Consider the following 12060-nt stretch of genomic DNA (forward strand, 5'->3'; position numbering starts at 1 on the left):
GTGGACACGAGCAGCCGATACGTCAGGGCGGAGGCGGGTCATCGGGGGCGCGGGGGACAGGAGCGGGCGGCGGGAACCTGTCGCTGCCGCACCACATGGCCGGCTGCCGGGGGAGGCAAGGGATGGCGGGGCGTCGGCGTCGGGCGGGTGCCGCTCACCGTGCCCCTCCCGACGCCCGGACCCATCGGTACACCAGCTCCGGTCGCCCCACCTGCCCGTACAGCGGACTGCGCCCCGCCCGGCCCGCCTCCACCAGATGCTCCAGATAGCGGCGGGCGGTGATCCGGGATATGCCGACGGCCTCGGCGACCCCCGCGGCCGTGAGCCCCTCCGCACGGTCCCGCAGCGCACCGGTCACCCGCTCCAGCGTCGGGGCGCTCAGTCCCTTGGGCAGTGCCGCCGGCCCCGGCGCCCGCAGCGTGGCGAGCGCCCGGTCCACCTCCTCCTGGCCGCTCGCCTCGCCAGCCGCGCCCCGGAACTGCGCGTACCGCACCAGCCGGTCCCGCAGCGTCGCGAAGGTGAACGGCTTCAGCACGTACTGGACCACCCCCAGCGACACCCCTTCCCGTACCACCGCCAGGTCCCGCGCCGACGTCACCGCGATCACGTCCGCGTGGTAGCCGGCCGCCCGCAGGGAGCGCGCCAGCTGAAGGCCGTGCACATCCGGCAGATGAAGGTCCAGAAGCAGCAGGTCCACGGGTGTACGGTCCAGCAGGCGCCGAGCCTCCGCGCCGGTGTGTGCCTTGCCCACCGCCGTGAAGCCGGGCACCCGGTCCACGTACATCACATGGGCGTCGGCGGCGACCGGGTCGTCCTCCACGACCAGTACGCGGATGGGCTCGGTCATACGTCACCTCCGGGCAGGGCGGGCTCGACGGAAGCCCCGGGAGCCTCCTCGGCCTCCCCCGAGGCCGCCCCCACGGTAGGCAACGGGATCCGAGCCTCGAACTCCGCCCCGCCTCCCGGTGCCTCCGTAACGCTCAGCGTGCCCTCGTGGCGGCGTACCGTCTGGAGGACCAGGGCGAGGCCGAGGCCCCGCCCGCCGGGCGCGGTCGCCGGCTTGGTCGACCAGCCACGCCGGAACACCGCCTCCGTGTGCGCGGGATCCACGCCCGCTCCCGTGTCCGACACCCGCAGGACCAGTTGCGCGTCCTGTGCGCAGGCGGTCACCGTCACCCGCGCACCCCCCGAGCCCTGCGCCGCGTCCACCGCGTTGTCGATCAGGTTGCCGAGGATCGTGACCAGGTCCCGGGACGGCAGCGACGGCGGCAGCAGCCCGTCGTCGACGCGGCTGTCCTGCGATATCACCAGCTCCACGCCCCGCTCGTTGGCCTGCGCCGCCTTGCCGAGCAGCAGGGCCGCGAGCACCGGCTCGTTCACGGCGGCGACCACCTGGTCGGTGAGGGCCTGGGCCAGTTCCAGTTCGGCAGTGGCGAACTCGACGGCCTCCTCCGCGCGGCCCAGCTCGATCAGCGAGACCACGGTGTGCAGACGGTTGGCGGCCTCGTGTGCCTGGGAGCGCAGCGCCTGGGTGAAGCCGCGCTCCGAGTCCAGCTCGCCCATCAGCGACTGGAGTTCGGTCACATCGCGCAGGGTGATCACGGTGCCCCGGCGTTCGCCGCCGGAGACCGGTGAGGTGTTGACGACCAGGACGCGTGTCGCCGTCAGATGGACCTCGTCGACCCGGGGCTCGGAGGACAGCAGCGCGCCCGTCAGCGGGGCCGGCAGGCCCAGGTCGGCCACCGAGCGGCCCACCACCTCGCCCGTCACCCCGAGCAGCTCCCGGCCGCCGTCGTTGATCAGCGCCACCCGGAACTGGCCGTCCAGCATCAGCAGTCCCTCGCGCACGGCGTGCAGCGCGGCCTGGTGGTAGTCGTGCATACGGCTCAGCTCGGTGGCGTTCATACCGTGTGTGGAGCGGCGCAGCCGGGCGTTGATCACATAGGTGCCGACGGCGCCGAGGGCGAGGGCCACGCCCGCCACCCCGACCAGGGTCGTCACCTGTTGCCGGAGCTGGGCCGAGACGGTCTCGACCTTGATGCCCGCGCTCACCAGGCCGACGATCCGGCCGCCGTCGCGAATGGGCGTGACCGCGCGCACGGACGGTCCCAGGCTCCCGGTGTAGGTCTCGGTGAACGACTCGCCCTTCAGCGCGCGGGCGGTGTGGCCGAGGAAGCGCTCGCCGATCAGCTCCGGGTTGGGGTGGGTCCAGCGGATGCCCCCGGGGTTCATGATCGTGACGAAGTCGACGCCCGTGTGCTGCTGCACCTGGGACGCGTACGGCTGGAGCGTCCGCGTCGGGTCCGGGCTGCGGATCGCCGTCCGCACCGAGGGGGCGTCCGCGACCGAGCGGGCCACCGCCATCACCTGCCGGCCGGCCGCGTCCTGGGCCTGGCCGCGGTCGCTGACGTAGGAGAAGAGGGCGTACCCGGCGACGAGCACCGCGATCAGCACGGCCTGCATCGCGAAGAGCTGGCCGGCCAGGCTGCGGGGTCTGGGGAGTCTGGGCACGCGCATGCGTTCAGTCTGCCTCGCGGTTCCGGTTTGCCGTACGGCCGTGCGGCGGTCCGGCTCGTAGCAGGGCCGTGCAGCCGTGCAGCGGTCCCGCTCGCCGCATCGCCGGACACCCGTCCCGCTCGCCGCGTGACCGTGAACTACTCGGCGTGTGGCCGTGAACTAAATGAACGGAAGGGTGACCGCCCTCACAAGGCGGGAGATAGTCACCGCATCCCCCGGGAGCACGCCACCTCCCGGTCACCGGGAGGACGCCTCCCGGTATCCCCGGCCGTGAGCCGCACGCCGGATGAGCCGACAACGACGTCGAGGAGGGCAGCCGTGGCCAGCACAGCCCCAACGGCACCTGCCACGCCCGCAGCCAAGCGGGACCGCACCCACTATCTCTACCTCGCGGTGATCGCCGCGGTGCTTCTCGGTATCGCGGTCGGGTTCGCCGCGCCCGACTTCGCCAAGGAACTGAAGCCGCTCGGCACGGGCTTCGTGAGCCTGATCAAGATGATGATCTCGCCGATCATCTTCTGCACGATCGTGCTCGGTGTCGGCTCCGTCCGGAAGGCCGCCAAGGTCGGCAAGGTGGGCGGTCTCGCCCTCGGTTACTTCCTCGCGATGTCCCTCGTCGCACTCGCCATCGGGCTCATCGTCGGCAACGTCATCCATCCCGGCAGCGGGATGCATCTGACCGAGGCCGTGAAGGGCGTCGGCCACGAGCAGGCCAAGGCCGCCGCCGAGGGGCCGGTGGACTTCCTGCTCGGCATCATCCCGACCACCTTCGTGTCGGCCTTCACCGAGGGCCAGGTGCTCCAGACGCTGCTCGTCGCCCTGCTCGTGGGCTTCGCGCTCCAGGCCATGGGGCGCTCCGGCGAGCCGGTGCTGCGCGGGGTCCAGCACCTTCAGAAGCTGGTCTTCAGGGTGCTCGCGATGATCATGTGGGCGGCCCCGGTCGGCGCCTTCGGTGCCATGGCGGCAGTGATCGGCGAGACCGGTGTGGACGCGCTGAGGGCGCTGGCCACGATCATGATCGGCTTCTATGTCACCTGTCTGCTGTTCGTCGGCATCGTGCTCGGCGCGCTGGTGCGCGTGGTGGCCAAGGTCAACATCTGGCATCTGCTGAAGTACCTCGGCCGTGAGTTCCTGCTGATCGTGTCCACCTCCTCCTCGGAGTCCGCGCTGCCGCGGCTCATCGCGAAGATGGAGCACCTGGGGGTCGGCCGTCCGGTCGTCGGCATCACCGTGCCGACCGGATACTCCTTCAACCTCGACGGCACGATGATCTACCTGACGATGGCCTCCCTGTTCATCGCGGACGCCCTGGACCAGCCCATGGGCATCGGGCAGCAGATCGGGCTGCTGCTCTTCATGATGGTCGCCTCGAAGGGCGCGGCCGGTGTCTCCGGTTCCGGTATCGCCGTCCTGGCCAGCGGTCTCCAGTCGCACAAGCCCGCCCTGGTGGACGGCGTGGGCCTGATCATCGGCATCGACCGGTTCATGAGCGAGGCCCGTGCCGTGACCAACTTCGCGGGCAACGCGGTCGCCACCCTTCTCATCGGCACCTGGACCGGTGAGGTCGACAAGGAGCGGGTGCGGCGGGTGCTCGCCGGCGAGATCCCCTTCGACGAGCGGACCCTGCTGGACGAGGAGCGCGACGCCCTCACCGCGGCGCCCGAGCAGGACGGCGAGAAGGAGCTGGCCAAGGCCTGAGCCTTCCGCACCCCTACCCCGGCGGCTGGGCCGTTCTCCCGTCGACCAGCTGCCCGGTCGTCAGATCCCCGGCCCCCGAGCGGCCGGGCCCTCCCCCGTGGGCCCGGCCGCTCGGCCTTTTTCACGCCCCGTGAGTTCCGCCACCAGTCCCGCGGCCCGGGAGGCGGGTACGCCCGCCGCGGTCAGCAGGGTGACGGCGGCGGAGGGTCCCGCGTCCCGGGCCGCGAGCAGGCCCTCGTTCACCGCCTCCATCACGGCGAACAGCATCTGCTCGTGGACGTACGCCAGCGCCTCGGGCGGCAGCGGCGAGACGAACTCGCCCTGTTCCAGGCCGTCGGCCAGGACCGCGGCGCATGCCTCGCGGACCGGCGCGAGACGGTCCCGGATGCCCTGCACGGTGACGCTGCGCTGAGCCAGCGCGACCAGGATCCGGTAGCGGTCGGCGACCTCCCACACCGCCAGCGTCGAGCGGGCCACCACCTCCACCGGGTCCGTCACGCCCTCGCGGCCCGTCGCCTGGGCCGCCGCGACCGCCTCCACGGCGCCGTCGACGAGCGTGCCGATCAGCGCCTCACGGCTCGGGAAGTGCCCGTAGACCGTGCGCCGTACGACACCGGCCGCGCGGGCGATCTGGTCCATGGACGCGTCGGGGTCGCGCAGCAGCTCGGTGAGCGCGACCTCGAGGATCCGGCGGCGGTTGGTGTCGGCCCGGCTGACGTTACCCGTGGTCATGGCTGCCATTCTGCACGGCCCCGAGGCGCCTTCGGGCACCTCCGCGGGCACTCCACCTTCTTGATTTGCACGGTGCTGTGCAAGGCCGTACATTGCACATGGTTGTGCAAGTGCACAGTGCTGTGCAAGTCCTCGGCGTGCGGCGGCCGACGCCGCACGCACGCCATCGGCACCGAAGAAAGCCGCACGCACGCCATCGGCACCGAAGAAAGAGGAAGGCCCGCACCCATGCGTGTCGTCATGAACGAACCGGTCGAGAGGATGGAGCGGCCGTACGCGCGGCGCTGGTGGGCGCTGCTGGTGCTCTGTCTGAGTCTGCTGATCATCGTGATGGCGAACACCGCCCTCACCGTCGCCGCGCCCGACATGACCCGGGACCTGGGTCTGTCCAGCGCCGACCTTCAGTGGGTCATCGACGGCTACACCGTCCCGTACGCGGCCCTGATGCTGCTGCTCGGCGCGATCGGCGACAAGTACAGCAGGCGCGGAGCGCTCGTCCTCGGACTCGTCGTCTTCGGCGGCGGGGCCGTCTTCGGCTACCTCGCCGACAGCGCCGCGACGGTCATCGCTGCTCGCGCCGTGATGGGCGTCGGCGCCGCGCTGATCATGCCCGCCACCCTCTCCCTCCTCGCCGCCTCCTTCCCCCGCGCCGAGCGGGCCAAGGCGATCACCCTGTGGACCGCCACCGCCGGCCTCGCCATCGCGGCGGGTCCGCTGGTCGCCGGGGCACTCCTCAAGAACCACGGCTGGTCGTCCACGTTCCTGATCAACGTGCCGGTCGCCGCGGTGGCGCTCGTCGCCGCCTTCGTCCTCGTACCGCCGTCCCGGGCCGCGCACCACGAGCGGATCGACTACGTCGGCGGAGCGCTCTCGGTCCTGTGGGTCGGCTCCCTCGTCTACATGATCATCGAGGGGCCGCACTTCGGCTGGGGCACCAAGGCCGTCACTGCGGCCGTCGTGGCCGGTGTCTCGCTCGCCCTGTTCATCGCCTGGGAGCTGCGCCACCCGCGCCCGGTCCTGGACGTGCGCCGCTTCGCGCACCGCCGCTTCGCCGGCGCCAACCTCGCCGTCGCCCTGTTCTTCCTGGCCGTCTTCGGCGCCTTCTACTTCCTCACCCAGCACCTCCAGTTCGTCCTCGGCTACGACGCCCTCCAGACCGGGGTGCGGATGCTGCCGCTCGCCGGCGCGGTGTTCGCCGGCGCGGCGCTCACCGGCTACCTCACCCCCCGCATCGGCACGAAGATCACGGTGACCGCGGGCATGGTCGCCGGCACCGCCGCGCTCGCACTGCTCACCCGGACCGACTCCACCTCGTCGTACGACGACTTCGTGCTGCCCCTGGTGATCCTGGGCCTCGCGATCGGCCTCGCACTCTCGCCCTGTACGGACGCGATCATGGGCTCGTTCCCGGAGTCGGAGCTGGGCGTCGGCGGCGCGGTGAACGACACCTCCCTGGAACTCGGCGGCTCGCTCGGCATCGCCCTCCTCGGTTCGGTGCTGGCGAACTCGTACTCCTCACACCTCGCGGACGCCACGGCCGGCGGCAAGCTCCCGGCACGCGCCCTGTCCACCGCCCAGGACTCCGTCGGCGCCGGGTACGCCGTGGCAGGGGCCATCGGCGACAAGGCCAGGCAGGTCGCCGGGCAGGCCGCGCACGCCCAGGACGCCCGGCAGGCCGCACAGCTCAAGGCGCAGGCCGACCAACTCGCCCACGGAGCGCGGCAGATGGCCGACGCCGTAGGCTCCTCCTTCGCGGACGCGGTCGCCCACACCAGCCTGGTGGGCGCGGTGATCCTCGGCGCCGGGACCGTTGTGGTCGGGGTGCTGCTGCCGCGAAGGAAGGGTGCCGCCGTCGCCGAGGAGCAGAATGAGGAGCGGGAGCCGGTGGACGCCGCAACCCGCTGACCTTCCGCGGAACCCCGTCCCTCGCACCTACGTCTCGTAGGACATGCACCGCCGTGCCGGGCCCACCGGCACGGCACCTTGGTCGGAAAGGCACGGGGGTATGAAGATCGACTGGGACCGGCGAACCTGTGCGCGGCGCGGGCATGTGACCTACGCGCCCGACGACCCCCGGCTGCGGGTGCGGCTGCACGCCCGGACGGCACTCGGGGACGTGTGGCGGTGCCTGCGCTGCGGCGACTTCGTGCTCGGCGCGCCGCACGGCACCGGACCCGCCTCCGACGCGCCGCTCGTGCCCCGCGGCAAGGTGCTGCGCGACCTGTTCATCCTGCGCTTCCTCGCGCTGGAGCGGGCCGTGCGCGGAGTGTTCATCGTGCTGGTCGCGGTGGCCGTGTGGAGGTTCAGTAACAGCCAGGACGCGGTACGGCGGCTCTTCAACGAGTACCTCGACGTGCTCCGGCCCGTCTTCCGGCACTTCCACTACGACCTCGACCACTCACCCGTGGTCGGCACCATCCAGAAGAGCTTCGGCTACCGGCATTCCACGCTGCTCCTCGTGGCCGGGCTCCTGCTGGCGTACGCGCTGATCGAGCTGGTCGAGGCGGTCGGGCTCTGGTACGCCAAACGCTGGGCGGAGTACCTGACCGTCGTGGCCACAGCGGCCTTCCTCCCCCTGGAGGTCTACGAACTCACCGAGCACGTCAGCGGACTGAAGATCGCCACGCTGGTCCTCAACATCCTCGCGGTCCTCTACATCGCCCTCGCCAAGCGGCTGTTCGGGCTGCGCGGCGGGCGCAAGGCGTTCGACGAGGAGCGGCACAGCGCTTCGCTGATCGAGGTGGAGGAGTCGGCGGGCCTCGCGGTCACCTCCTGACCCGGGCCGGCGCAGGCCCCGGCGGGCCCGGCTCGCGCGGCTGCTGCCGACGCCCGGCCGCCGTGTTGCCTTGACGTCCGCGTCAAGGGCTACGGTCGGGCACATGCGAATCGGCGAGCTGGCGGCGCGGGCCGGTACCACCACCCGGACCCTGCGGTACTACGAGTCGCGGGGGCTGCTGCCCGCGCGGCGCTCGGGCAACGGGCATCGCACCTACGACGAGCGTGATCTGCAGCTGCTGCGGCAGATACGCACGCTGCGGGACTTCGGGTTCGACCTGGAGGAGACGCGGCCCTTCGTGGAGTGCCTGCGGGCCGGGCACCCCGAGGGCGACGTCTGCCCGGCGTCGCTCGCGGTCTACCGCCGCAAGCTGGACGAACTCGACGCGCTGATCGCGGAGTTGAGTTCGGTGCGGGCGACTGTCGCCGCACAGCTGGCGAGGGCGGAGGAGGCACGCGACGCGCTGGACGCCGAGGCGGGGGTTCCGGGAGGTCCGGAACCGGTGTGCGAGCTGGGAGGGCGGCAGCGGTGAGCAAGGCGGAAGGTGTGGCGGTCGTGACGGACGCGGACTTCGAGGGCGAGGTGATCGGGGCGGAGCTGCCCGTGCTGGTGGAGTTCACCGCCGACTGGTGCCCGCCGTGCCGGCAGATGGGGCCGGTGCTCAGTGCGCTGGCCGCGGAGCAGGAGGGCCGGCTCAAGGTGGTGCAGCTGGATGTGGACACCAATCCGACGACGACGAACGCGTACAAGGTGCTGTCCATGCCGACCTTCATGGTGTTCCGCGGCGGTGAGCCGGTGAAGGCGATGGTGGGGGCGCGGCCCAAGCGGCGGCTGCTGGAGGAGCTGTCCGACGTGCTCTGACCCGTCCGTACGACGAAATCCCCCGAGCAATTGCGCTCGGGGGATTTCTTTGCGTATATTCAATGATTCGCGACTTCACGGGAATTCGGGTCGCGAAGAAGTTCAGTGAGCACAGTATATCGGGTCGGGAGCGGAATTGTCAAACACCGAATTTCCGGACGATGAATTGCGGCATGAGCAGGAATTCATCGACGGGCTGTACGCGCGGGTGGACGCGCTGCGCGGCGACACCGAGAGCTCCGTCGCGGACGCGCTCGCGCAGGGCGACAAACCGATGCAGGCCCGACTGGAACGGGACATCCTCGTCGCCGAACGCTCGGGGCTGCTGGCGGCGCTGAACGCCGTGGACGGATCGCTCTGCTTCGGCCGCATCGATCTCACGTCCGGGCCGAGCCACCACATCGGCCGCATCGGGCTGCGCGCCGACGACGCGGACCGCACGCCGATCCTCATCGACTGGCGGGCCGAGGTCGCACGCCCCTTCTACCTGGCCACCGGCCACACCCCGCTGGGCCTGCGCAGGCGCCGGCACATCGCCACCGACGGACGCCGCGTCACCTCCCTGCACGACGAGATCCTCGACCTCGCCGACCACGAGCGCACCGGCTACGAGGACCCGTCCGGTGACGCCGTGCTGCTGGCCGCGCTCACCTCCGCCCGCACCGGCCGGATGAGCGACATCGTGCAGACCATCCAGGCCGACCAGGACCGCGTCATCCGCGCACCGCACCGGGGCGTGCTCGTGGTGGAGGGCGGCCCCGGCACCGGCAAGACAGCCGTCGCCCTGCACCGCGCGGCCTATCTGCTCTACGAACACCGGGAGCTGCTCGCCCGCCGTGCCGTCCTCATCGTCGGCCCCAACCCGGCGTTCCTCGGCTACATCGGCGAGGTGCTGCCCTCGCTGGGCGAGACCGGCGTGCTGCTTGCGACCGTCGGCGAACTGTTCCCCGGGGTCAGGGCCACCGCCGCCGACACCCCCGAGGCGGCCGCCGTCAAGGGCCGCGCCGAGATGGCCGACGTACTGGCCCGGGTCGTACGCGACCGCCAGGCGCTGCCCGACCCGGTCATCGCCATCGAGCACGACCGGGACGTCCTGCTGCTCGACGACGGGCTCGTGAACATGGCCCGCGAGCGCACCCGTGCGGCGAAGCTGCCGCACAACGCGGCCCGCGAGCACTTCGAGGGCCACATCCTCAACACGCTGACGGACATGGTCGCGGAGCGGATCGGGACCGACCCGTACGACGGCTCGAATCTCCTCGACGCCGGCGACATCACCCAGATCCGCGACGAACTGGCGGAGAACCCCGAAGTCTGGTCCGCCGTCGACCGGTTGTGGCCGCGGCTGACCCCGCAGCGGCTGCTCGCGGACTTCCTCGCCGACCCGGAGGGATATGTGTCCGACGAGGACGCGGCCGCCATCCGCCGCCCGGTGACCCGGGCGTGGACCGCCGCCGATGTGCCGCTGCTCGACGAGGCGGCCGAACTCCTCGGCGAGGACGACCGGGTGGCGCGCGCCCGCGCCGCACGCGAACGCGAGACACAGGTGTCCTACGCACAGGGCGTGCTGGACGTGTCCTACGCCTCCCGGACCTATGAGTTCGAGGACAAGGAGGACAGCGACCCCGACGGGTCCGAGGTCCTGTCCGCGCACGACATCATCGACGCGGAGCGGTTCGCCGAACGGCACGAGGAGGCGGACCACCGCAGCGCCGCCGAACGGGCGGCGGCCGACCGCACCTGGGCGTTCGGGCACATCATCGTCGACGAGGCACAGGAGCTGTCGCCGATGGCGTGGCGGCTGCTCATGCGGCGCTGCCCGACCCGCTCCATGACCCTGGTCGGGGATCCGGCGCAGACGGCCGAGGCCGCCGGCGTCGGATCCTGGTCACAAATCCTCGCCCCGTACGTCGAGGACCGCTGGGAGCACACCCGCCTGGGCGTCAACTACCGCACCCCCGCCGAGATCATGGAGGTCGCGGCGGCGGTCGTGCGGGCCGAGGACCCGGACTTCGAGCCGCCGAGCTCGGTGCGGTCCACGGGCGTACGGCCCTGGGCGCGCGCCACCGACGACCTGCCCGGCGCCGTCGCCGCGGCGGTCCGGGAGCTGACGCCCTCCGAGGGCCGGCTCGCTGTCATCGCCCCACGCGAACTGCACCGGTCGCTCGCCGCACGGCTGGACGGGGTCACGGCGGGGACGGAGCCCGACCTGACGCGGACCGTCGTCCTGCTCGACCCGCGCCAGTCCAAGGGACTGGAGTTCGACTCCGTACTGGTGGTCGAGCCCGGCCGGTACGGCACGAGTGACCTCTATGTGGCCCTGACCCGGGCGACACAGCGGCTGGGAATCCTGCACAAGGGCCCCCTGCCCCGGGCCTTGGCCGAGGCGCCGACGGCGTAGCGGTGGCCGGTTCCGGGGGCCGCCGCCCCCGGAACCGGCCGAACGGAGGAGCCCGTCAGGCAGGCCGCAGCCACACCGTCGCCAGCGGCGGCAGCGTCAGCCGGATGCTCGCCGGGCGGCCGTGCCAGGGGGTGGGCTCCGGCTTCAGCGGGTCCGGGTTGCGGACGTCGCTGCCGCCGTAGCGGGCCGCGTCGGTGTTGAGGACCTCGTGCCAGGCCGGCACGTCGTCCGGGACGCCGAGGCGGTAGTCCTGGCGGACGACGGGCGAGAAGTGCGACACCGCCAGCAGGGGCGCGCCCTCCGCGTCGAAGCGCAGGAACGCCAGCACGTTGTCGTCGGCCGCGTCCCCCACCACCCACTGGAACCCGGACGGGTCGGTGTCGCGCTGCCACAGGGCCGGAGTGCGGCGGTAGACCGTGTTCAGCTCGCGGACCAGGTCGCGCACGCCCCGGTGGTCGGCGGCGGCGCCGTAACCCGCGTCGAGCAGCCACCAGTCGGGGCCGTGCGCCTCGGACCACTCGGATCCCTGGGCGAACTCCTGGCCCATAAAGAGGAGTTGCTTGCCCGGGTGGGACCACATGAAGCCCAGGTAGGCACGGAGGCCGGCGCGCTGCTGCCACCAGTCGCCGGGCATCTTCGACACCAGCGACCGCTTGCCGTGCACCACTTCGTCGTGGGAGATGGGCAGGACGTAGTTCTCGCTGTAGGCGTACACCATCGAGAACGTCATCTCGTGATGGTGGTACTTGCGGTGGACCGGCTCGTGGGCCATGTACTGGAGCGAGTCGTGCATCCAGCCCATGTTCCACTTCAGACCGAAGCCCAGGCCCCCGAAGCCGCTCGGGCCCCGGTGGTGGGTCGCACGGGTGACGCCGTCCCAGGCGGTCGACTCCTCGGCGACGGTCACCACACCCGGGCACCGCCGGTACACCGTCGCGTTCATCTCCTGGAGGAAGGCCACGGCGTCCAGGTTCTCCCGGCCGCCGTGCTCGTTCGGCCGCCACTGGCCGTACTCGCGTGAGTAGTCCAGGTACAGCATCGAGGCGACCGCGTCCACGCGCAGGCCGTCGATGTG

At 71.8% G+C, this 12060-nt stretch carries 10 protein-coding genes; 6 read left to right on the plus strand and 4 right to left on the minus strand.

Annotation, left to right across the window (positions count from 1 at the left end; translation table 11 throughout):
• Nucleotides 1–154: 154 nt before the first annotated feature.
• Nucleotides 155–847, minus strand: coding sequence for a response regulator (locus ABZ823_RS24705; protein WP_361664308.1), 693 nt, complete (start codon nt 845–847; stop codon nt 155–157).
• Nucleotides 844–2517 (minus strand): sensor histidine kinase, encoded by a 1674-nt coding sequence (locus tag ABZ823_RS24710; protein WP_361664310.1) that lies wholly within the window; start codon nt 2515–2517, stop codon nt 844–846. The genes ABZ823_RS24705 and ABZ823_RS24710 overlap by 4 nt, the downstream gene beginning before the upstream one ends.
• Before the next feature lie 318 nt (nt 2518–2835).
• Here ABZ823_RS24710 and ABZ823_RS24715 point away from each other — a divergent pair, with 318 nt between their 5' ends.
• Nucleotides 2836–4215, plus strand: a complete 1380-nt coding sequence (locus ABZ823_RS24715; protein ID WP_361664313.1) for a cation:dicarboxylase symporter family transporter — start codon at nt 2836–2838, stop codon at nt 4213–4215.
• Between the two features lie 60 nt (nt 4216–4275).
• Here the strand turns inward: ABZ823_RS24715 and ABZ823_RS24720 are convergent, their stop codons facing one another.
• Nucleotides 4276–4956: a TetR/AcrR family transcriptional regulator gene (locus ABZ823_RS24720; protein WP_361664316.1), complete on the minus strand. Its 681-nt coding sequence runs from the start codon at nt 4954–4956 to the stop codon at nt 4276–4278.
• Between the two features lie 219 nt (nt 4957–5175).
• Between ABZ823_RS24720 and ABZ823_RS24725 the strand changes: the two genes are divergently transcribed.
• The 5 genes from ABZ823_RS24725 to ABZ823_RS24745 all read left to right on the plus strand — a co-directional run bounded on the left by ABZ823_RS24725 (nt 5176) and on the right by ABZ823_RS24745 (nt 10985).
• The gene (locus tag ABZ823_RS24725) at nt 5176–6852 is read left to right on the plus strand and encodes an MFS transporter (protein ID WP_361664319.1); all 1677 of its coding nucleotides are present in this window, start codon (nt 5176–5178) and stop codon (nt 6850–6852) included.
• 100 nt (nt 6853–6952) lie between these two features.
• The gene (locus tag ABZ823_RS24730; protein WP_361664322.1) at nt 6953–7723 is read left to right on the plus strand and encodes a DUF2127 domain-containing protein; all 771 of its coding nucleotides are present in this window, start codon (nt 6953–6955) and stop codon (nt 7721–7723) included.
• A 103-nt stretch (nt 7724–7826) separates the two neighbouring features.
• The gene (locus ABZ823_RS24735; RefSeq protein ID WP_361664325.1) at nt 7827–8255 is read left to right on the plus strand and encodes a MerR family transcriptional regulator; all 429 of its coding nucleotides are present in this window, start codon (nt 7827–7829) and stop codon (nt 8253–8255) included.
• Nucleotides 8252–8584 carry a thioredoxin domain-containing protein gene (locus tag ABZ823_RS24740; RefSeq protein ID WP_361664327.1) on the plus strand — a complete coding sequence of 111 codons (333 nt, stop codon included), beginning with the start codon at nt 8252–8254 and terminating at the stop codon, nt 8582–8584. Before ABZ823_RS24735 ends, ABZ823_RS24740 begins: the two co-directional genes overlap by 4 nt.
• 118 nt (nt 8585–8702) lie before the next feature.
• The gene (locus ABZ823_RS24745; protein ID WP_361664351.1) at nt 8703–10985 is read left to right on the plus strand and encodes an ATP-dependent DNA helicase; all 2283 of its coding nucleotides are present in this window, start codon (nt 8703–8705) and stop codon (nt 10983–10985) included.
• A 55-nt stretch (nt 10986–11040) separates the two neighbouring features.
• Here ABZ823_RS24745 and glgB read toward each other — a convergent pair.
• The coding region (gene glgB / locus ABZ823_RS24750; RefSeq protein WP_361664330.1) for a 1,4-alpha-glucan branching enzyme at nt 11041–12060 on the minus strand (1020 nt) is incomplete at its 5' end.

Source organism: Streptomyces sp. NPDC047079 (assembly GCF_040643755.1).
GTDB lineage: Bacteria > Actinomycetota > Actinomycetes > Streptomycetales > Streptomycetaceae > Streptomyces.

What these genes read in the sequence shown, in the direction of transcription:
- ABZ823_RS24705 (WP_361664308.1), bottom strand. Translation starts at nt 847, where the DNA reads ATGACCGAGCCCATCCGCGTACTGGTCGTGGAGGACGACCCGGTCGCC.
- ABZ823_RS24710 (WP_361664310.1), bottom strand. Translation starts at nt 2,517, where the DNA reads ATGCGCGTGCCCAGACTCCCCAGACCCCGCAGCCTGGCCGGCCAGCTC.
- ABZ823_RS24720 (WP_361664316.1), bottom strand. Translation starts at nt 4,956, where the DNA reads ATGGCAGCCATGACCACGGGTAACGTCAGCCGGGCCGACACCAACCGC.
- ABZ823_RS24725 (WP_361664319.1), top strand. Translation starts at nt 5,176, where the DNA reads ATGCGTGTCGTCATGAACGAACCGGTCGAGAGGATGGAGCGGCCGTAC.
- ABZ823_RS24730 (WP_361664322.1), top strand. Translation starts at nt 6,953, where the DNA reads ATGAAGATCGACTGGGACCGGCGAACCTGTGCGCGGCGCGGGCATGTG.
- ABZ823_RS24735 (WP_361664325.1), top strand. Translation starts at nt 7,827, where the DNA reads ATGCGAATCGGCGAGCTGGCGGCGCGGGCCGGTACCACCACCCGGACC.